Annotated in this window: 17 protein-coding genes; 5 read left to right on the top strand and 12 right to left on the bottom strand. The window is 71.0% G+C overall.

Annotation, left to right across the window (positions count from 1 at the left end):
* Positions 1-6: 6 nt before the first annotated feature.
* Entirely contained in the window at positions 7-1983 is a 1977-nt protein-coding gene (locus ACX80U_RS05630) for an APC family permease (protein WP_459267707.1), read from the bottom strand.
* Positions 1984-2085: 102 nt separating this feature from the next.
* On the opposite strand from ACX80U_RS05630, the gene ACX80U_RS05625 reads away from it, so the two are divergent.
* Both ACX80U_RS05625 and ACX80U_RS05620 read left to right on the top strand, forming a co-directional pair.
* The gene (locus ACX80U_RS05625) at positions 2086-2760 is read left to right on the top strand and encodes a potassium channel family protein (RefSeq protein WP_133081714.1); all 675 of its coding nucleotides are present in this window, start codon (positions 2086-2088) and stop codon (positions 2758-2760) included.
* Entirely contained in the window at positions 2757-3434 is a 678-nt protein-coding gene (locus ACX80U_RS05620; RefSeq protein WP_133081713.1) for a potassium channel family protein, read from the top strand. Before ACX80U_RS05625 ends, ACX80U_RS05620 begins: the two co-directional genes overlap by 4 nt.
* 199 nt (positions 3435-3633) lie before the next feature.
* Here ACX80U_RS05620 and ACX80U_RS05615 read toward each other — a convergent pair whose 3' ends face one another.
* The 5 genes from ACX80U_RS05615 to dut all read right to left on the bottom strand — a co-directional run bounded on the left by ACX80U_RS05615 (position 3634) and on the right by dut (position 7495).
* Positions 3634-4767, bottom strand: a complete 1134-nt coding sequence (locus ACX80U_RS05615) for a glutamate--cysteine ligase (RefSeq protein WP_459267706.1) — start codon at positions 4765-4767, stop codon at positions 3634-3636.
* A gap of 174 nt (positions 4768-4941) precedes the next feature.
* A complete protein-coding gene (locus tag ACX80U_RS05610; RefSeq protein ID WP_459267705.1) occupies positions 4942-5730 on the bottom strand; it encodes a DUF3159 domain-containing protein in 789 nt (262 codons plus the stop codon).
* Positions 5731-5970, bottom strand: a complete 240-nt coding sequence (locus tag ACX80U_RS05605) for a hypothetical protein (RefSeq protein ID WP_244186211.1) — start codon at positions 5968-5970, stop codon at positions 5731-5733.
* A 125-nt stretch (positions 5971-6095) separates the two neighbouring features.
* A complete protein-coding gene (locus ACX80U_RS05600; RefSeq protein WP_208740975.1) occupies positions 6096-6908 on the bottom strand; it encodes a DUF3710 domain-containing protein in 813 nt (270 codons plus the stop codon).
* Between the two features lie 77 nt (positions 6909-6985).
* Positions 6986-7495, bottom strand: a complete 510-nt coding sequence (gene dut, locus ACX80U_RS05595; RefSeq protein ID WP_459267704.1) for a dUTP diphosphatase — start codon at positions 7493-7495, stop codon at positions 6986-6988.
* A 212-nt stretch (positions 7496-7707) separates the two neighbouring features.
* On the opposite strand from dut, the gene ACX80U_RS05590 reads away from it, so the two are divergent.
* Positions 7708-8184: a DUF3093 domain-containing protein gene (locus ACX80U_RS05590; protein WP_133081707.1), complete on the top strand. Its 477-nt coding sequence runs from the start codon at positions 7708-7710 to the stop codon at positions 8182-8184.
* A gap of 118 nt (positions 8185-8302) precedes the next feature.
* Here ACX80U_RS05590 and ACX80U_RS05585 read toward each other — a convergent pair whose 3' ends face one another.
* A complete protein-coding gene (locus ACX80U_RS05585; protein ID WP_459267703.1) occupies positions 8303-8617 on the bottom strand; it encodes a DUF4193 domain-containing protein in 315 nt (104 codons plus the stop codon).
* 186 nt (positions 8618-8803) lie between these two features.
* On the opposite strand from ACX80U_RS05585, the gene sepH reads away from it, so the two are divergent.
* Positions 8804-10252, top strand: coding sequence for a septation protein SepH (sepH, locus tag ACX80U_RS05580; RefSeq protein ID WP_459267702.1), 1449 nt, complete (start codon positions 8804-8806; stop codon positions 10250-10252).
* Between the two features lie 57 nt (positions 10253-10309).
* On the opposite strand, the gene ACX80U_RS05575 is transcribed toward sepH, so the two are convergent.
* Genes ACX80U_RS05575 through ACX80U_RS05560 form a run of 4 tightly spaced genes read right to left on the bottom strand, consistent with a single transcriptional unit; the run spans position 10310 to position 15865 of the window.
* Positions 10310-11092, bottom strand: a complete 783-nt coding sequence (locus ACX80U_RS05575; RefSeq protein ID WP_459267701.1) for a thymidine kinase — start codon at positions 11090-11092, stop codon at positions 10310-10312.
* Positions 11085-12290: an alkaline phosphatase family protein gene (locus tag ACX80U_RS05570; protein WP_459267700.1), complete on the bottom strand. Its 1206-nt coding sequence runs from the start codon at positions 12288-12290 to the stop codon at positions 11085-11087. The genes ACX80U_RS05575 and ACX80U_RS05570 overlap by 8 nt, the downstream gene beginning before the upstream one ends.
* A gap of 6 nt (positions 12291-12296) precedes the next feature.
* Positions 12297-12971, bottom strand: coding sequence for a DUF5998 family protein (locus ACX80U_RS05565; RefSeq protein WP_133081702.1), 675 nt, complete (start codon positions 12969-12971; stop codon positions 12297-12299).
* Positions 12972-13018: 47 nt separating this feature from the next.
* The gene (locus tag ACX80U_RS05560; RefSeq protein ID WP_459267699.1) at positions 13019-15865 is read right to left on the bottom strand and encodes a bifunctional acetate--CoA ligase family protein/GNAT family N-acetyltransferase; all 2847 of its coding nucleotides are present in this window, start codon (positions 15863-15865) and stop codon (positions 13019-13021) included.
* 124 nt (positions 15866-15989) lie between these two features.
* On the opposite strand from ACX80U_RS05560, the gene ACX80U_RS05555 reads away from it, so the two are divergent.
* Positions 15990-18596, top strand: coding sequence for a DNA gyrase/topoisomerase IV subunit A (locus ACX80U_RS05555; RefSeq protein WP_459267698.1), 2607 nt, complete (start codon positions 15990-15992; stop codon positions 18594-18596).
* 23 nt (positions 18597-18619) lie between these two features.
* Here the strand turns inward: ACX80U_RS05555 and ACX80U_RS05550 are convergent, their stop codons facing one another.
* Entirely contained in the window at positions 18620-19666 is a 1047-nt protein-coding gene (locus ACX80U_RS05550; RefSeq protein ID WP_459267697.1) for a GNAT family N-acetyltransferase, read from the bottom strand.
* Positions 19667-19710 lie beyond the last annotated feature (44 nt).

Here is a 19710-nt window from a genome sequence, read left to right as displayed (position 1 = left end):
GTCTTCCTACTTCAGGTCCTGGTAGATCTGGGCCGCGTCGGAGGACGCGAGCTGCCACGGCACGCTGGCGACCATCACGCCGGGCACGAAGTGCAGCCGTGCCTTGATGCGGAGGGCGGTCTGGTTGTGGACCAGCTGCTCCCACCACTTTCCCACCACGTACTCGGGGATGTAGACCACGATCAGGTCGCGGGGCGAGTCCCGGCGCATCGTCCTGATGTACTCGAGGATCGGTGTGATGGTGTCCCGGTAGGGCGAGGCGAGGACGGTGATCGGCACCGGGATCTCGTACTTCGCCCAGTCGGCGAGGGTTCGGCGGGTCTGCTCGGGATCGACGTCGACCGTGATGGCATCCAGGCGCGACGGACGCGAGGCCCGGGCGAAGGCGAGGGCGCGCAGCACCGGCTTCCGGACGTGTGAGACGAGGATCACGGCGTGCACGCGTGAGGGCAGGGCCCGCAGGCGGACCGCGTCGTCGATCGCGAGTTCCTCGGCGACGGCGTCGTAGTGCTTCTTGATGCTGCGCATCACCGCGAACAGGATCGCCATGGCGAGCACCGCGATCCATGCGCCGTACTCGAACTTGGTGACGAGGATGACGGCGAGGACCGCGGCGGTGAGCCCGAAGCCGAGGGAGTTGATGGCACGGGACTTGTGGATCCTCCACCGCTCCTGCTTGCCCACCGTGCTGCGGAGGGTCCTGTTCCAGTGCCGGATGAGGCCCAGCTGGCCACCCGTGAAGGAGACGAACACCCCCACGATGTACAGCTGCACCAGCGCCGTGACGTCGGCCCGGAACACGAGGATCAGGACGATGGCCCCCAGCCCGAGGGCGAGGATCCCGTTGCTGAACGTCAGCCTGTCCCCGCGGGTGCGCAGCTGGCGCGGCAGGTAGCCGTCCGTCGCGAGGATGGACGCGAGGACGGGGAATGCGTTGAAGGCGGCGTGGGCCGCGAGGAGCAGGATCAGGGCGGTCGCCGCCACGACCGCGTAGAAGGCGGGAGACCCGGCGTCGAAGACGGTCCTCGCCAGCTGGCTGACCACGGGCGCCTGGATGTAGTCGTCCGGGACGGGCGCGCCGTCGAACAGCAGCTGGGCCTGCGGGTCCTGGACCACGTGCACGCGTGTGGCGTTCGCGAGGTAGAGGACGCCGGCGAGCATCGCCGAGGCGACGACGCCGAGGATCACGAGCGTCGTCGCCGCGTTGCGGCTGTGCGGAGCCTCGAAGCGCGGCACGTTGGCACCCGGCCCTTCGAGGCCCGTGAGGGCCGCAGCACCTGCGGAGAACGCCCGGAGGATCAGGAGCGCGCCGGCCAGCCCCACGAGGCCGGCGTCGAGGGCGGCATCCGGGACGATCTCGAACCGCGCGCTGGGCGCCTGCGCGAGCGTCCCCGTGACCGCCTGGCCGATGCCGGTGGCACACAGCGCGAGGATCCCGGCGAGGAAGGCATAGGTGATGACGGCGCGGGCGCGGATACCGCGCGTGATGCCCCGCAGGTTCAGCAGCACGAGCACCGCGACGCCGACGACGGCGAGGACCACGCGTCCACCCTCGAGGCCGGGCGCGAGGGAGACGACGTACTGTGCGGCGGCGGAGACCGAGACGGCCACGGTGAGCAGGTAGTCGATCATCAGCGCGGACGCCACGGTGGTGCCGGCGCGGGGTCCGATGTTCCGCTTGGCGATCTCGTAGTCGCCGCCGCCCGAGGGATATGCGTGCACCGCCTGGCGGTAGGAGGCGACGACGACGAGCAGGACGGCGATGACGGCCAGGCCGACCCACGGCGAGACGGCCACGGACGCCACACCCGCGAGCGCGAGCGTCAGCAGGATCTCGTCCGGGGCGTAGGCCACCGAGGACAGCGCACTCGCCGAGAAGACGGGCATGGCGAGGCGCTTCGGCAGGCTCCTGTTCCTCAGCCTGTCGCTGGCGAAGGGCTTGCCCACCAGCACCCGCTTGACGGCCTCGAGAAAAGTCAGCACAGCCCACAGACTAGCGCGTCGGCGCCGGGACCAAGCCACTAGGCTTGATGCTGGTACAGCAGGGAACGGCAGGATCTACACCAAGAATCAGGGGTGCCCCCGGTGGCTCATTTTGTGATCATGGGATGCGGCAGGGTAGGCGTCAGCCTCGCCCATACGCTCGACGAATCCGGTCACTCGGTGGCGATCATCGACCAGGACGACCGCGCCTTCCGCCGCCTGCGGTCGTCCTTCGGCGGGCGCAAGGTCACGGGTGTCGGGTTCGACCGGGAGACCCTCAAGTACGCGGAGATCGAGGATGCCTACGCCTTCGCCGCCGTCTCGAGCGGCGACAACTCCAACATCCTCGCGACCCGGGTCGCCAGGGAGACGTTCCACGTGCCCCACGTCGTCGCCCGTATCTACGACCCGGGGCGCGCCGAGATCTACCAGCGGCTCGGGATCCCCACGGTCGCCGCGGTGCGCTGGAGCGCCGACCAGGTGCTGCGTCGCATCCTGCCGGAACAGACCATCAACGGCGATTTCCGGGAGACCTCCGGCCGGCTGATCCTCGCCGAGCTCGCGTTGAGCGATGCCTGGCTGGGCCGGTCCCTGCGCAGTATCGAGTCCGCGAGCGGAGTCCGGGTCGCGTACCTCACCCGATTCGGGGAGGGGATCCTGCCGACCGCCGAGACCAACTACCAGCAAGGGGATATCCTGCACGCCATGATGCAGACGACGGCGACGGACGAGATCGGTCGCATCCTCGCGGCCGCACCGCAGGAGGATCTCTCATGAGGGTCGTCATCGCCGGGGCCGGGAGTGTCGGCTCGTCCATCGCACGGGAGCTGCTGGGCAACAAGCACGAGATCCTGCTCATCGACGAGAAGCCGGAGGTGATCGGCCGCAGCGGGCTCAAGGGAGCCAAGTGGCTGATCGGTGATGCGTGTGAACTGACGACGCTCAAGGATGCCCGCCTGGAGGAGGCCGATGTCGTGGTGTCCGCCACCGGTGACGACAAGGTCAACCTCGTGGTGTCGCTGCTCGCGAAGAGCGAATTCGGTGTGGGCCGCACCGTGGGGCGCGTGAACAACCCGAAGAACGACTGGATGTTCGACGACTCGTGGGGTGTGGACGTCGCCGTCAACACCCCGCGCCTCATGACGGCCCTCGTGGAGGAAGCCGTCGAGATCGGCGATCTGGTCCGCCTGCTGACGCTCCAGACCGGTGTGTCGTCGATCGTCGAGTTCACAGTCCCTCAGGACTCCCCGCTCGTCGGCGGGACGGTCGGCTCCATCGAGCTGCCGGCGGACTGCGCCGTGGTGGCCCTGCTGCGGGACGACTCCCCCATCACCCCGAGTCCCGACGACGTCGTCGAGGGCGGCGACGAGATGTTCTTCCTCGCGGCGATCGCGGCGGAGGACGAACTGCGCGTCGCGCTCTCGGCGCGGAGCGACGGGGCCGGGAGCTAGCTGCGCGGGCCCGCCGGGGGAAGATCTCCACGATCGCGTCGAGGTCCGCACACGTGCCGTGCGGGGTGGGACTCACCACCAGGGCGGCGGGAGCTGCCGCAGGTCGGGAAGAACGCCTGGTCCGCCCCGACTCGGCCCTGCCGGTGCGCGGGCGGCGTGTAGCCGTACCGATCTGGTTCCTGGTGCTCGGCGTCGATCGTCACGACTCCTGGCTGCTGCTGAGCAGGGCCGAGGGGGCCGGATCCTGCAGCGGGGTGGGCGGCAAGGGGGCGGCCACCCCCACATCCGCGACGACGCCCCCCCAAATCCCAGCCCCCCCGTAGGCGGTCCGCTGACGGGCGGCACCGGTCCCCCGCGCCAGGAGCTGGAACAGCAGGAACTCCACGGTGCCGAGTTCGCCCTGGTCCTCCAGGACCGGCTGGAGGTGGTCGAGCAGGGCCATGACCACCTCGAACGCGCCGCGCGGCTCGCCGGACAGCGGGTGCATCAGCCGGTCGTCGAGCCCGAACCTGCTGGCCTGCCAGCAGGCGAGCCGGAGCTGCACGGCGGGGGCCGGTACGGGTGCCACGCCGGCGCGCCACTGCCGCGCTGCCGTCTCCACGAGGCCCCGCACCAGGGCCGCGAGGAGAACGGCGTCGTCGGCCTGCAGGCAGACGTCGCCCACCCGGACCTCCACCGTGGGATGGCGGTGGCTCAGCCGGGCGTCGAAGTAGATCTGCCCCTCGTCGAGGGGGACCCCGGACCGGAGGATCTCCCGCACCTGGGCGCGATAGGCCTGGGCGGACCCGAAGATCTCGCAGGGACCGACGGTGGGCCAGCGGTTCCAGGCCTGGGAGCGGTAGCTCGCATAGCCGGTGTCCGTGGCGTTCCAGAAGGGGGAATTGGACGTGATGGCGGCCAGCACCGGGAGCCAGATCCGGATCCGGTCGAGGACGGCGACGCCCTCCTCGTCCGACACCACTTCCACGTGGACATGGCAACCACAGGTCAGCTGCTCCACCGCGGTGAGGCCGAACCGCTCCACCATCCGCTGGTAGCGCAGGCCCGGTGTCGTCGTGCTCGTCGCCGGAAGTGGTGATGTGGCGAGGGCGACGGCCCGGGCACCGACCGAGCGGGCCGTGGCGTCCGCTCGAATGCGCTGTGCGGTGATGTCACGGGACAGTTCGGCGAGGCCGATCCGCGGAGGGGTGCAGGTCTCGATCTGTTCCTGCTTCATCTCACTGCTGAGGCCGTCGGCTCCGCCGAGGCGCTCCACCACGTCGCCCAGCGCGACGGGGTGTCCGTCGACGCCGTCGACGATCAGGAATTCCTCTTCGACACCTGTTCGACGCATCTTCGCGATCCTGTGGCACTGGATGGAGGGCCGGGCGCCGTTCGACCGACCCCCGGAGTGCCAGCATCGTAGGCCTGCCGAATCCGGCTCCGCAAGGAATGCTGCTGGGCCGATCGAACTTGAAAAAGGGGATCCGCGACGGTCGCCGCGAGGACGACGACGAGGGGTGCCCGGCTACGTGCCGGGGACGATGCTCGAGTCGGAGTCGGAGTCGGAGTCGGAGTCGGCCGGGCGCGGACGGGAGACGACCCATGCCAGCCACAGCCCGAGGGCATACAGCGGCAGGCCCATGGCAACGCGCATGGAACCCAGCGCCGCCACGTTCTCCGTCAGGTAGAGCGGCACCTGCACCACGAGGCGCAGCGCCAGCACCGAGACGATGATCCAGGTGGCAAGGGAGTACGCGCGGACGCGGACGGGATCCTTCCGCCACTCGATGCCCTCGTTGCGGAGGAGACCGAACAGGAGTCCTGCGAACGGCCAGCGGAGGACCACCGACGCGGCCATCGCGAGGATGTAGGCACCGTTGATGAAGAACCCGGGGAGGAAGAAGTCCTCCGCGTTGCCCGTGCGCAGGGCGACGAAGGCGCAGAAGGCGACGCCCACGAGTCCGGCGAGGGCCTGCGTGACGGGCGTGCGCGAGACGAGCCGGATCCCGGTGAAGACGGCGGAGACCGCCAGCGCCGCGACGAGCGAGACCGGGAGGTCGGTGGTGATCGTGAAGAGGACGGTGAAGACCAGGCCCGGCGCGATGCTCTCGGCGAGTCCCTGCACGCCACCGATCGAGGACAGGACGTCGATCTGGCCGGAGTGGTTGCGCTTCACCCCGGACCTGGCTGCGTACTGCGTGGCCAGGTCGGCCGCCGTGGGCCCGGCCTGCTGCGGGTCGGGGCGGGAGGCCGGGCGTCCATCGGCGCCGGAAGGCTCCGAGGACGCGCCGGGCTCGTTCGTGGGGTGGCTCATTCAGGACTCCTCGGGGCGGCCGATGATCTCGTAGCGGGGGTTGTACACGGTGGGCAGGCCGTCGACCCGGCTCAGCATGCCCTCGAAGCGCAACGCTACCCCTGCCTCCATGCCGGGGATGCGGCGCTGGCCCATCCAGACGATGCGCACGTCCTCCCGGGCGCCGTTCCAGTCGATCCGCGCCAGGACGGTGAACGACGGCGATGCGGTCACCGGCGCGATGGTGATCCGGTCGATCACGCCTCGTGCCTTGATCCTGCCGCGTTCCGGCAGCGCTGCGGGCACACCGGACGTACCCGCGGGCCCGCCCGTCGGCATGGACGAACCGGCCGGGCCTGGTGAGTACTGCCGGGAGGGCACGTCGGCTAGCGGGTCTCGGTGATCTCGGGCCCGCGCTCCAGCGGGTTCAGGTCCGGGCGGGCGGCAGCCGGAGCAGCCGGCGGGCCGGCTGCGGCGTCCTTCGGCAGCCGGAGCTGCAACAGCTCCCGGGGCGGCAGGGGGTGGTCGCCACGGACCACGACGACGCTGCGGAACAGCTTCTCGATGGGCGCCGCGGCGCTCGGGTTCAGGGCCGCGGGGCCGCCGAAGACACCGCGGAGGAACCAGCGGGGTCCGTTGATCCCCACGAAGCGGGCGACGCGGACGCCGGCCTGCCCGTCGGGCGTCTGTGCCGGCAGCTTGGCGAGCAGCTCCGTGCCGAGGCGTCCCGGGCGCTCCTCGACGGTTCCGCCCTGGGAGCCGACGGAGGTCCCGATCTGCTCCCTGATCTCGTCCCAGAGCCCCTCCGTCTTGGGCGCGGCGAAAGCCTGGAGCTGCAGGGTGGATCCGGCCAGGTCCAGCGTCACCGCGATGACCCGCTTGCTCCGCTCCTCCACCTCGAGGCGCAGCTGGAGTCCTTCGGCGGCATTGATGCGAAGTGCACCGAGGTCGATGTAGCCGTGGTCGGTGTCCTGCTCGGAGGCGTCGAACGGACCCTGGGCGGCGCGGTCGTAGTCGGCACTCGCCACGTGGCCGGCGGGTGCGGCCGGTTCGAGGGGGGCTCCGGCCTCGTCCGGGGCTGCTGCCGGCGTGTCCGCCGGTACCGGCGCGTCGTCGACGGCGTCCGCCGCCGGCTCCTGCGTCAGCGGCGCGTCGGCGGCGTCGTCCTGCTTCTTCTTCCTGAGGCGCCCAAAAGCCATGTCCGGGGTCCTTTCCTGATGAGGTTCTCGTGGGGGTGCGATATTCCGTGCGACGCGGCGGACGCCTGCGGGAGGCGTCAGCCGCCGGCCGCGGAGCGGAGGTCCGCGGGTGTCGCGTCAAGGGCACCGAAGCCGCCGGTGGACCCGAAACCGCCCGTGCCCCGCACGCTGTCGGGCAACTCGTCGACCACGGCGAAGACCGCGTGCTCGACCCGCTGGATGACCAGCTGCGCGATCCGGTCACCGCGGGAAAGCCGCACCGCCTCGGACCGGTCCGTGTTGAGCAGGCAGACCTTGATCTCCCCGCGGTAGCCCGCATCGATGGTGCCCGGCGCGTTGACGATGGTCAGGCCGTGGCGTACAGCGAGTCCGGACCGCGGATGGACGAGCCCGGCGTACCCGCGGGGAAGCGCCAGGGCCACTCCCGTGGGGACGAGCGCCCGCGCACCGGGCTCGAGGACGACGTCGACGGCGGTGCGCAGGTCCGCGCCCGCATCGCCGTCGGTGGCGTAGGCGGGCGGCTCGAGGCCGTCGTCGAGCATCAAGATCTGGACCCGGAGGTCCTGCTGTGTACCCATTGACCGCATCTCCCACGCAAGCTATCCGGTTACCAGCGTCCCACTTTAGCGCCTTTGCCGGTGCCCTACCCGACAGGCCCGGGCCACACCGACGGTGACTCCTCCCGGACGAGGGCGGGGACGTCCCGGCCCCCGTCCGGGAGGGAGGGACCGTGCCCCACCCGCCGCTCCTGCGGCCCGGCCGGGATGAGACCGCCGCCAAATGATGGAATGCTGGTTCCATGTCCAGCGCGCCAGGGGAAGCACCCCGCAACACATCCGACGAGGCCGTCCTGTACGAGGAGCGCCTCTGGCCCTCACCCTGGATCTGGCTGATCGCCGCGGGATTCTCCTCGGCCGTGATCGTGATGTTCGCTCCCATCTCGATGGGATTCGGCTACGGTGCGGCGCTCGTCGTCGCCGTCATCGTGTTCACCCTGCTGATCCTGTCGACACCGCGTATCGCCGTCACCGGGACGACGCTGACCGTCGGGCGCGCGAGCATCGAGCGGAAGTACCTGGGCTCGGTGGAGTGGTTCGGCGGCGACGACGCGACCCACCAGCGGGGCCCGGGCCTGAACGGGCTCGCGTACCTCTGCATCAGGGGGTGGATCTCCCCCGTGGTGCGCATCGAGGTCACGGACCCCGAGGACCGCACACCCTACTGGCTGACCTCGTCCCGCACCCCGGAACGCCTCGTGGCCGCGCTCGCGGCCTGATCCGGCGCCCGCGCCCGGTCGGGACGGGGAACGACGCCGTCGGTCGACGCCGTCGGTCGACGCCGTCGGTCGACGCCGTCGGTCGACGACCGACCGTGCCACACCTGCTGCGGTTGTGTCAGCCCTCGCAGTCCATGCAGTACAGCTGCCCGCCCCTGTCGAGTGCGATCTGCGACCGGTGACGGACGAGGAAGCACGAGGCGCAGGTGAACTCGTCGGCCTGCGCGGCGAGGATCTGCACGGAGATCTCCTCGCTGGAGAGGTCAGCTCCCGGCAGATCGTAGGAATCCGCCGCTTCGAGTTCGTCATCGTCGACCGGTGCGATCATCTGCGCGGTCTGCCCCGCCGGCCGATGCCCCGCGCGAACGTCCGTGCGGGTGTTCGAGTCGTCGTCGTCGACCGCCGTGCGCGGCGCGTCGTAGTCTGTCGTCATACCTGTCTTCCGCTCCATACTCTCTGGCCAACGCCGGGGTCTGCCCCTCCGGCTCCAACAACGCCGAAAGGCCGGGATTTGTGCCCGCTCCCGGTGTGCCGGCCGCCACGCCTCACCGCGTAGTAGGAAAGGCCGACATTCAATGGCAAAGTTTCACGTAGCAATTATTGTCGGCTGGAGGAATTGATGCAGGAGTTACGCCTGGTGGGTGTCCATGAGGATGGCGAACATCTGCTGTTGAGCGGCGGGGACGGCACGTCCTACCGCCTTCCCATCGACGATGCGCTGCGGGCCGCGAGCGACCGGATCCCGGACGCACCCCTGGCAGCATCACCGGAGGCTCCGGAGCCGGTCCGTCCGAAGCCCGCGAAACCCCCGAAGCCGCCGAAGCCGCCGGTGCATCTGACCCCCCGGGACATCCAGTCGCGTATCCGCTCGGGCGCCACGGCCGAACAGGTCGCCGCCGAATCCGGACTCGATCTCGCGCACGTCGAGCGGTACGAGGGACCGGTGCGTGCCGAGCGCGACTACGTGGCCTATCTGGCCCAGCGGGTGGAGGTCGCCACGCCGCTGCCCAGCCACGACGGCTACCGATCGGCCTTCGGGGACGACCCCGCACTGCTCGGGGACATGGTCGCCTTCCGTGTCCAGAGTTACGGGATCGACCCCGTGTCGCTCGAATGGGACTCCTGGCGCCGTCCGGACGGCTCCTGGCACGTCGAGGCGTCCTTCGACCTGCCGGACGATTCGACGGTGGACCTCGGCGAACAGCCTCCCGCCCAGTGGACGTACAACCCCACACGCAAGACCGTCGCCAACGCCAACCGCTGGGCGCAGGTGCTCAGCGAACTGGAGCCGCTCGACGGCCCGCTCCCCTCACGCCGGCTCAGCGCCGTGGCGGACCGTGTGTTCGACTTCGAGGCGGAGAAGGAGGACGAGGCTCCGACGCCGGACCAGGACGGTCTGCTCGATGTGCTCCGCTCCCGTCGCGGCCAGCGCCTCGGCGCCGACGAGGAAGGCGACGACGCCCTCGCCGAGCTGCTGACACGCGGGAGCATCCCCGCCGCGCATCCCCGTGACGAGGACGCGGACCAGGAGACGCCGGAGGGCGAGGAGTTCCCCATGCCGGGGCTGTCCCTCGCTCCTCGGTCCGGGGTCGCCGCCGACACGGAGACGGACACCGGTCAGGACGACGGCAGCGACACCGACGACGGCACGGACGAGGAGTCCGCCGACGAGGGATCCGCCGACGACGGTCCGGGCGGCGACGTCCTCGGGAGCGCGGCCGCCGATCCCACCCACCACGAGGACGGCACGCCCCGGCTGTACGAGGGCGTCAGCACGGACACGCGCGAGATCAGCATCTTCGCGCGACCGACCCGCAGGCTCCAACCGCCGGCAGCGGCGCAGCAGGGGACGGGGTCGCCGGCGGCACGCGCCGGCGGCCGCGGCGCGGCGGCAGCGAAGGGCCCGGACAAGGATCCCGCCGAGCAGACGGTCAAGAATGCGGGCAAGGACCCCATCAAGGATCAGGGCAAGGACGCAGCGGAGGCCACCCCCGAGCGGCGCGTCAAACCGAAACGCTCCAGCGTCCCCAGCTGGGACGACATCGTGTTCGGACGCAAGGGCGACTGACCCGCGCTGCGTGCCTCCGCGCTGTCGGTGGCGGCGCCGTTCTGCGGTGCGCCCGGCTCAGGAGCCGCTGGTACCCGGTTCCGCGTCCTGCAGGGTCGGGGTACCTCCGCTGCGCGGCGGGACCGCCCTCTCCTCGAAGGGCAGCGGCATCTCGTTGGAAAAGAGGGACGGCGACGTGCGGGACGTCTGCCGCCGCATGTGGTGCCGACGGCAGAGCGTCTCGTAGCCCACCACCGGCACGCGGACGGACGTGACCGGGTCCGCGGCTGCCCCGGCAGCCGGTGCCGCAGGCGAGTCCTCGTCGCCGGGCTGGTCGACGTCTCCCACCACCATCTGGTCGCCCTCGACCACCATGACACCGTCGACCGTGCGCGCGTTGTGCGTGGCCCGCTTGCCGCACCAGCACAGGGCCTCGACCTGCAGGACCTGGACGCGGTCCGCGAGCTCGATGAGGCGCTGCGACCCGGGAAACAGCCGTGTCCGGAAATCGGAGGTGATGCCGAAGCTGAACACGTCGATGTCCATCTCGTCCACGATGCGGGCCAGCTGGTCGATCTGGTCGACGGTGTAGAACTGCGCCTCGTCGCAGATGACGTAGTCGATGCGTGCGCCCATGGTCTGCCGCAGCGTCAGTTCGACCCAGAAGTCGGTCTCGGGGAAGACCTCGACCGCCGGTACCTGCAGGCCGAGCCTGCTCGAGATCATGGATTCGCCGGCGCGGTCGTGGGAGCTGAAGAGCAGCCCGCGACGCCCGCGTGCCTTGTGGTTGTGGTCCATCTGGAGCGCGAGCGTCGACTTGCCGCAGTCCATGGTGCCGGAGAAGAACAACAGCTCAGCCACGGCCGGCACCCTTGCCGCTCCCCCGTCGGGAACCGCCGGCGGGGGGTTTGCCCAGGACCAGCAGCGGGATCTCCCGCTCGGCCCGCGTCAGCGAGCCGTGCTGCCCGACGACGTCGAACGCGGCCGGCTGGACGCGCCGCCCGTCGAGGAGGGCGATGCCTTCCCGTGCGAGGACCAGGAGGTCCCCGATACGTGGCAGCACCGTGTCCGAGACCGGTCCGAAGTAGCCTGCGGCCACGGCCTCGTCCCGCGGGAGGATCCACGCCCGGGTACCGAACGCCTCGTGCCAGCGCAGGGCGAGCGACTCGCGGTCGCGGACGGCGAGATCCTGCTCGAGGTACAGGTGGAGCATGCGCGGCTCGCCCCCCGTGTGGGCCACTCCGTCGACGAGATCGGCGCGCTCGGAGTAGTCGATGCGCTGCGACGGCGGGATGTCCACCATGCCGTGGTCGGCGGTGAGGAGCAGGAGAGTGTCGGGCGGGACCCTCCGGGCCAGGAGCCTGAGCGCGGCGTCCAGGTCCTCCAGGGTCCGCAGCCACTCCGCGGAGTCGACGCCGTACCGGTGTCCGGCCTTGTCGAGGTCGTTGAGGTAGAAGTACACGAGCATGCGCGGGGCGCTCGCCAGCTGCTCGGCCGCCGCGTCGATGCGGGCGTGGATGGTCTGCGCGCCGACGAAGGCGCCGCCCCGCAGGGCCGCCCGCGTCATGGGCGAGTCGGCGAAGCGGGGCTGGCTCACGGTGACGACCGGAAGGTGCTGGGACACGCGCTCGAAGACCGTCGGGTGCGGTTGCCAGGCGAGCGGGTCGACGCCGGCGTCCCAGCGGCCCAGCATGTTGACCACGCGTCCCTGCGCAGGATCGAGGACGTCGTAGCCGACCATGCCGTGCAGGCCGGGTGCGAGGCCCGTACCGAGGCCGGCGAGGGACGCGGCCGTGGTGGACGGGAAAGCCGAGGACAGCGCTCGGGCCGCATCGAGGCTCTCCCGGAGGTACGGAGCGTGGGCCGCGTACTTCCTGAGCAGCGACAGGCCGAGGCCGTCCACCATGACCACGGCGATCCGGCGGGAGGCCGGCAGGGCGAGGGCGTTGCCGAAGCCTTCGACGCCCAGGGCCGCGGCCGAACTGGTGAGGACCTCGGCGACGGTGGCGGTCCCGTAGGCGGGCGCGGGCGGGAGGCGCTCCAGGTGCTGGAAGGGCATCAACCGCTACCGCTGGTGATGGGGGCGGTTGAAGCGCCCGCCGAAGCCGGGTTGGCGGCGCGGGGCCACGTCGGATCCGACGTACCCGCCCGACGCGGGGCTCGCCGTGTTCACCTTCCTCAGGGCACGGGCGAAGGCCTTGGCGTTCTGCACCGCCTGGGCGCCGTCGGCCTCGGCACTGACACGCAGCACGATGTCCTCCTGCGCCACCGTGCCCGTGAAACCGTGGTCGGCGTCGCACTGCGGGTCGCCGCAGCTCGCGGGGCCGATGTCGAGGCGCTGGCCGCCCGACCAGGCGATCGCGAGCGTCATCTCGCGGACCTGGTCGCTGGGCTTGTAGTCCTGCGGCTGCGCGTAGAGGTAGCTGAGGACCACCGAGCGGATCTGGCTCACCGGGACGGATTCGGTGGAGATCTGCGCCATCACCTGCTCGCCCGCGTCGTCGAGCTGCTGGTCGTCCACGTGCGTGATGACCAGCATGTCCTCGGTGAGGACGAGCACCGTGATGTGCCGGTGCACCTCGGTGCGCTCGAAGTGCGTCTCGAGGTGGGCCACGTGGGACAGCGGCTCGCGGCCGTCGAGGGCGTCGTGGACGACGTCGGCCACGAGACGCGGGTAGAAGCCGGCCCGCTCGAGCGATGCATCGAGGTCACGCCGCTGGGCGGAAAGCGATGGGGTCATACCCCCAGTTTCCCCCACCGGGCCGGGTTGTGCCTAACCAGCGGGCGTCAGTCCCGCATGGCGCGGCGGGCGCTGTCCGTGCGCCGCTGGGGGTTCCCGACGTCGATCGCGGCGCTCAGGACCGCAAGGCCCGACGTCGCGACGAGGACCGGATTGAAGTCGAGGCGGGCGATCTCGGGGTGGTTGTCCTTCAGGAGCGCCACGCGGGCCACGAGGTCCTCGAGCGCCGGAACGTCCGCGGCAGGGAGCCCCTGGTAGCCGAAGAGCTTGCGGGAGGCGCGCGGTGCCCGCACGAGATCGGCGAGGTCCCCGGTGCTCAGGGGCGGGACGGCGTGCGCCCAGTCATCGAGCAGGTTGACGGCGTCACCCGCGAGGCCGAACGAGACCACGGGCCCCATGAGGGGATCCTCGATGGCGCGGATGCTGCAGGCCTGGCCGGAGGGGGCCATGGACTGCACTTCCATGCCGAAGCTGCCGAAGGGCGCCAGGACGTGCGCCATCTGCGTGATGTTGCGTCGCAGCGATTCGGCGTCGTCGATGTTGAGCCGCACGCCGCCGAGGTCCAGGCGGTGGCGGAGGTGCTCGTCCATGGTCTTGAGGGCAACCGGCCAGCCGAGGCGCTCGGCCGCCTCGACCGCTTCGTCGGCCGAGGCGAACCGCACCGACGGCAGGAGCCGGATCCCGTACGCCTCCATGAGTGCCCCGCACTCCTCGGGGGCGAGCCGGGTCAGCTCGACATCCGTGACGCGCGCCCGGACGCCGGCGAGGACGCGGACGGCCTCGTCGACGTCCACGCCGTCGGGGTCGAGGAACTCGCCGTGGTCCCGCGTGCGCCACAGTGCGTAGCGCACCACGGCGCCCAGGGCGGCCAGGGCGGCGCCGGGACTCGGGAAGCAGGGTATGCCACGCTGCAGGGGCAGGACCGTGTCCGCGGCCTGCGGTTCCGGGGCCGCACCGGCGAGGGGGGCCCGGACCGTTCCGGGGCCGCCCGCCGCCACCTCCGCCGGGGACCCCGGTGACAGCCGATCGGACGACAGCGCCGCCGTCCTCCGAGGGTCCGTCACCCGGGGATCCGGCGACGGCGCGGAGGCGACGAGGCCGTCGAGTTGGAGGCGTGTGTCCAGGGTGCCGGTGAACGAGGCGATGACGGGCTTGCCGGCCTCCTCGGCGCATTGCTGGAGGCAGGCCGCGATGGTCTCGGCCGGGAGTCCCCGGGCGGGCAGCGTCGTGACCACGGCGGCGTGGACCGCATCATCCCGCAGTGCATCCGCGACCACCGACCTGAGGGCGGGAAGCGCCACGGACTGCCCGGTGTCGAGCTCGAGCCCGGCCTCCAGCCGCGCGACGGTCATGCCCTGCGAGGCCACGCCGTCGGCGACCACCTTGCCGAGGGCCGAGGAGTTGCTGAAGACGGCGACGCCCGGTCCCTGCGGCAGCGGCTGGCTCGCGACGATCTGCGCGATGTCCATCAGCTGCTCCGTCGTCTCGACCCTCATGACGCCGGACTGCCGGAGCATCGAGTCGAGCGCTCCCGGCGGTGCCTGGGTGGTGCGGACCGCGTGTCCCGGCGGCAGCTGCAGGCCCGTGACATCGGACTTCGCCACGATGACGGGCTTGGTCAGGGCGAGGCGGCGGGCGATGCGCGAGAACTTCCTCGGGTTGCCGATCGACTCGAAGTAGAGACCCACGGCGCGCGTGCTCGGATCGTCCTCCCAGAACTGCATGGCATCGTTGCCGGACACGTCGGCCCGGTTGCCGGCGGAGATCACCGAGGACACCCCGAGCCCGCGCCGCCGCGCGCTGGCGTAGAGGAGGACACCGAGGCCGGCAGACTGGCTGAACAGGGAGAGCGCTCCCCGTTCGGGCAGGCCGGGCGCCATCGAGGCGTTCAGCCGGACCGCGGGGTCGGTGTTGACGAGGCCCAGGGATGCCGGGCCCACCACGCGCATGCCGTGCGCCCTGGCCTTGTGCACGAGGGCGCGCTGGCGCGCCAGCCCGTCGCCGCCGTCATCGGCATAGCCTGCGGTGGCCACGAGGAGTCCCCTGACGCCTGCACGGGCACACTCGTCCACGACGGCGTCCACCTGCTCGTGCGGCACGGCGATGACGGCGAGGTCCACCTGCTCGGGTACCTCCGTGAGGGAGGCGTGGGACATGATGCCGTGCAGTTCGAAGGCCTCGGGGTTGACGGCGTACACCGTGCCCGTGAAGCCACCGTCGATCAGGTGCTCGAGGAGAGCATGGCCCACCGTCCCCCATTCGCGGCTCGCGCCGATCACGGCCACGGACGACGGCGTCAGGAGCTCCGCCATGCTCCTGGCCTCGGCGCGGTGCTCCCTCGACTCCATGACGGCCTGCGACCGGCGGGTGGGATCAATGTCGAAGCCCAGCATCACGACCCCGTCGTCGAAGTGCCGATCGACCTCGTAGCCGGCCTCGGCGAAGACGGTGATCATCTTGCGGTTCTCGGGAAGGACCTCGGCCGAGAACCGGCGGATGCCGTTCTCGCGGGCGGCCGCGGCGAGGTGCTCGAGCAGGATGGAGCCGACCCCGCGTCCCTGGTGGTGGTCCGAGACGTTGAAGGCGACCTCGGCCTCGAGCGGATCGTCGAGGCGGTCGTAGCGGCCGATGCCGATGATGTCCGTGCCGCGCGTGATGACGAAGGCCACGCGGTCCCGGTGGTCCACTTCCGTGAAGCGCTTGAGCTCCTTCGCGCTGAGCGTGGCCTTGTACGTGAAGAAGCGGAGGTAGATCGAATTCTGCGACTGGCGCACGTGGAAGGCCTGCACCGCGTCCGCGTCGAGGGGCGAGATGGGCCGCAGGTGCGCCGTCCCGCCGTCGCGCAGGACGACATCAGCCTCCCAATATTCCGGGTATTGTCCGTCCGCCACCATAGACTCAGGGTAGTCGGCATCCCCTCGACCGTGGGTCGGTCCGCTGCCGGAACCGCCCGCGGACCGCGGATGCCCGCCGACCACCCGATCTGCCCACCCGAGTTGTTGAGGAACCGCACCGCACATGGCCAGGCGCCAGAACTCCGCACCGCCGGAGGATTTCACCGAGAAGATCATCGACATCGATGTCGAGACCGAGATGGAGGAGTCCTTCCTGGAGTACGCGTACTCCGTGATCTACTCGCGCGCCCTGCCGGATGCGCGCGACGGCCTCAAGCCCGTCCAGCGGCGCATCCTGTACATGATGACGGACATGGGCCTGCGCCCCGACCGCGGGCACGTGAAGTCCGCACGCGTGGTCGGTGAGGTCATGGGCAAGCTGCACCCGCACGGTGACAGCGCCATCTACGACGCCATGGTGCGCATGGCGCAGGACTTCTCGCTGAGGCTGCCCCTCATCGACGGCCACGGCAACTTCGGCTCGCTCGACGACGGTCCGGCGGCCGCCCGGTACACGGAGGCGCGCCTCGCGGCGGCCGCCCTGACGCTGACCGACCACCTCGACGAGGACGTCGTCGACTTCGTCCCCAACTACGACAACCAGCTCACGCAGCCGGAGGTCCTCCCCGCGGCGTTCCCCAACCTGCTCGTCAACGGTGCCAGCGGGATCGCCGTCGGCATGGCCACGAACATGCCGCCGCACAACCTCGGCGAGGTGGTCGCTGCGGCACGCCATCTCATCGCGAATCCGGATGCCTCGCTCGAGGACGTGATGCGCTTCGTCCCCGGGCCCGACCTCCCGAGCGGTGGCAGGATCGTGGGGCTCGACGGCGTACGCGACGCCTACGCGACGGGCCGCGGGTCCTTCAAGACCCGCGCGAAGGTCACCGTGGAGCAGCTCTCGGCGCGGCGCACGGGCCTCGTGGTCACCGAGCTCCCCTACACCGTGGGCCCCGAGAAGGTGATCGAGCGGATCAAGGACGCGGTCACGTCGAAGAAGCTGCAGGGCATCTCGGACATCGTGGACCTCACCGATCGCACGCACGGCCTGCGCCTCGTGATCGAGCTCAAGAACGGCTTCAACCCGAACGCCGTCCTCGCGCAGCTGTACCGCTTCACGCCGATGGAGGACTCGTTCGGCATCAACAACGTGGCCCTCGTCGACGGTCAGCCCCGCACCCTCGGGCTCGTGGAGCTGCTCCGGGTGTACATCGCCCACCGCATCCTGGTGGTGCGCCGTCGCACCTCCTACCGGCTGCAGCGCAAGCGCGACCGCCTGCACCTCGTGGAGGGGCTGCTCATCGCGATCGTCGACATCGACGAGGTGATCCAGATCATCCGGTCCTCGGACGAGGCGTCCGCGGCGCGCGAGCGCCTGATGTCCATCTACGACCTGTCCGAGACGCAGGCGAACTACATCCTCGAGCTCCGGCTGCGGCAGCTGACCCGGTACTCGCGGATCGAGCTGGAGAAGGAACAGGACCAGCTCCGCCGCGAGATCGCCGAACTCGAGGCGATCCTCGGCTCCGAGGAGCGCCTGAGGACCCTCGTCTCCGACGAACTCGCCGGACTCGCCGACCAGTTCGCCACGCCGCGGCGCACGGTGCTCCTCGAGTCGGAGGCCTCGGCGCCGCTCAAGGGGACCCTGCCCGCCGCTCCTGCCGGCAAGGGCGCCAAGGCGGTCCTCCCGCTGGAGATCGCCGACGACCCCTGCTGGGTCCTCCTGTCGGCCTCGGGGCAGCTCGCCCGCACGTCCGACCGTCAGCCGCTCGGTGACGGCCAGCGCATCAAGCACGACGCCTTCCGGTCCGTGCTGCCCTCGACGGCCCGGGGCGAGGTGGGAGCCGTGACGTCCGGGGGACGCATGATCCGCCTCCAGGTGATGGACATGCCGGCCCTGCCGCCCACCGCCGGCGTGCCGAACCTGGCGGGCGGAGTGCCGTCGTCGGAGTTCATCACGCTCGAGCGCGGCGAGTCCCTCGTGGGACTGGCACCGCTGAGCGGCGTCGTCGCCCTGGGTACCGCGCAGGGCGTGGTGAAACGCGTGCAGCCCGACTACCCGCTGAACCGTGACGACTGGGAGGTCATCTCCCTCAAGCCGAAGGACAGGGTCGTCGGTGTCGCGACGGCCGGCGACGAGGACGACCTCGTGTTCATCACCCGCCTCGCACAGTTGCTGCGTTTCCCGGCGTCGGCGGTACGGCCGCAGGGCCGGACGGCCGGCGGCATGGCGGGCATCAAGCTCGCGGCCGGGGACGCCGTCCTGCACTTCGGCGCGATCGCCCGGGGTGACGAGCAGGGCGTGGTGGTCACGGTCTCCGCCGCGGACGACGCGCTGCCCGGCACGACGGCCGGTTCGGCGAAGGTCACCGAGTTCTCCGAGTACCCCCCGAAGGGCCGGGCGACGGCGGGGGTCAGGGCCCACCGTTTCCTCCGCGGCGAGGAAGCCCTGTCGCTGGCGTGGGCGGGCCACGGGCCCGCGCGCGCGGCGTCCGCCAACGGTGTGGCCCGGGCGCTGCCCACCGAACACGGGCGGCGCGACGGTTCGGGTGTCCCCCTCACCCAGCAGATCGACGCCGTCGGGCCGAGCCTGCTCGGTCTCATCGAGGCGTCCCGCCCCGTCGCTCCCGTCGCCGGCGTGCGCCTGGTGGACGGGTCGGCGCCGGATTCCGCCGTGCACGGAGGACCGGCGGCCGGAGCGGACGACGAGGGACAGGGCACCCTGCTCTAGCCGGTGGGTGCCCGCGGGGTGCCTCAGCCCGTGCGGGCGGGAAGCGGGAGGTCGAACACGATCGAGCGCTGCGTCGGCACGTAGCCCATGCGTTCGTAGAGGCCCAGCGCACCGGACGGATTCTCGGTGTCCACGCCGAGCCCGGCGTTGTCGATGCCCGCCGCACGGTACCGCCGCATCGCCTCCGCGAGCAGAGCCGGAGCGAGTCCGCGTCCGCGCCACGTCCTGCGGACGCCCAGCAGGTCCGTGTAGCCCTCCGTGTGGCCGAGCAGCTCCTTCGAGTCGGGGTCGTAGCTGGCGAGCTGGTATGCCGCCACCTCGCCCCTCGCAGGGTCGAGCAGTGCCAGGCTCCAGTCGGCGCGGAACTCGGGGTGGGTGACCGTGAACTGCCAGGATTCCTGGTCGCGGGGTTCGCTGCCCCAGTGGTCCTGGAAGGCGTCGTTGTGGGCGAGGCGGACGAGTTCGCTGATGTTCCTGTCGGATCCCTCGGCGAAACTGACGAGTTCCAGCTCCGGAGGGATCGGCAGGTCCGGGATCGGCTGGTCCAGCGGCCTCGTCATCTCGGTGAAGTACCGGACGATGCTGCTCCCGCTCGCCCGCAGCAGCGCAAGGTGCGAGGGGTTGCGTTCCTCGACGTAGTTCCGGAAGATCCCCTCCTCCTGTCCGGTCTCCAGCAGGCGCATCCCGGCCCGCCACGCCTGCCAGGCGAAGACGGCACGGCCCATCCCGCGCCCGCGCCACGCGGGGTCCACGCCGCCCGCGCCGTGCACCAGGGAGGAGCCGGTATTCATGGAGAGGCGTCCGAACGCGCGCGGCACGCCGTCCCCGTCGAAGCCGGCGATCGTGTCACGACGCGAATCGTTCTTCGACGCCCGCAGCGCCTGCTCGAGGTCGGCGCGTTGCTCCACCCAGTCCGGCTGGTCCTCCTCCGCGATGCGCCTGACCAGCTCGAGCCAGGGGTCGATGTCGGCGTAGGCGAGTGGTCGCCACTGCAGCAGGGCGGGGAGGTCCGGAGCCTCGGCGTCCCGGGCGCGCGTGGTACGGGCATCCGGGGTGTCTGCGGTACTCATGACCCCAGCGTATTGCAGGGCGGGGACGCGCGCCCGGCAGGCGC

This window comes from Arthrobacter sp. TmT3-37 (assembly GCF_054510835.1).
Note: the sequence above shows the minus strand (reverse complement) of the source record. Positions and strands in the feature narration are given on the sequence as shown.

Coding starts and splice junctions, on each gene's coding strand:
- ACX80U_RS05620 (WP_133081713.1), top strand. CDS start 2,757: ATGAGGGTCGTCATCGCCGGGGCCGGGAGTGTCGGCTCGTCCATCGCA.
- ACX80U_RS05615 (WP_459267706.1), bottom strand. CDS start 4,767: ATGCGTCGAACAGGTGTCGAAGAGGAATTCCTGATCGTCGACGGCGTC.
- ACX80U_RS05610 (WP_459267705.1), bottom strand. CDS start 5,730: ATGAGCCACCCCACGAACGAGCCCGGCGCGTCCTCGGAGCCTTCCGGC.
- ACX80U_RS05600 (WP_208740975.1), bottom strand. CDS start 6,908: ATGGCTTTTGGGCGCCTCAGGAAGAAGAAGCAGGACGACGCCGCCGAC.
- dut (WP_459267704.1), bottom strand. CDS start 7,495: ATGCGGTCAATGGGTACACAGCAGGACCTCCGGGTCCAGATCTTGATG.
- ACX80U_RS05590 (WP_133081707.1), top strand. CDS start 7,708: ATGTCCAGCGCGCCAGGGGAAGCACCCCGCAACACATCCGACGAGGCC.
- ACX80U_RS05585 (WP_459267703.1), bottom strand. CDS start 8,617: ATGACGACAGACTACGACGCGCCGCGCACGGCGGTCGACGACGACGAC.
- sepH (WP_459267702.1), top strand. CDS start 8,804: ATGCAGGAGTTACGCCTGGTGGGTGTCCATGAGGATGGCGAACATCTG.
- ACX80U_RS05570 (WP_459267700.1), bottom strand. CDS start 12,290: ATGCCCTTCCAGCACCTGGAGCGCCTCCCGCCCGCGCCCGCCTACGGG.
- ACX80U_RS05565 (WP_133081702.1), bottom strand. CDS start 12,971: ATGACCCCATCGCTTTCCGCCCAGCGGCGTGACCTCGATGCATCGCTC.
- ACX80U_RS05560 (WP_459267699.1), bottom strand. CDS start 15,865: ATGGTGGCGGACGGACAATACCCGGAATATTGGGAGGCTGATGTCGTC.
- ACX80U_RS05555 (WP_459267698.1), top strand. CDS start 15,990: ATGGCCAGGCGCCAGAACTCCGCACCGCCGGAGGATTTCACCGAGAAG.
- ACX80U_RS05550 (WP_459267697.1), bottom strand. CDS start 19,666: ATGAGTACCGCAGACACCCCGGATGCCCGTACCACGCGCGCCCGGGAC.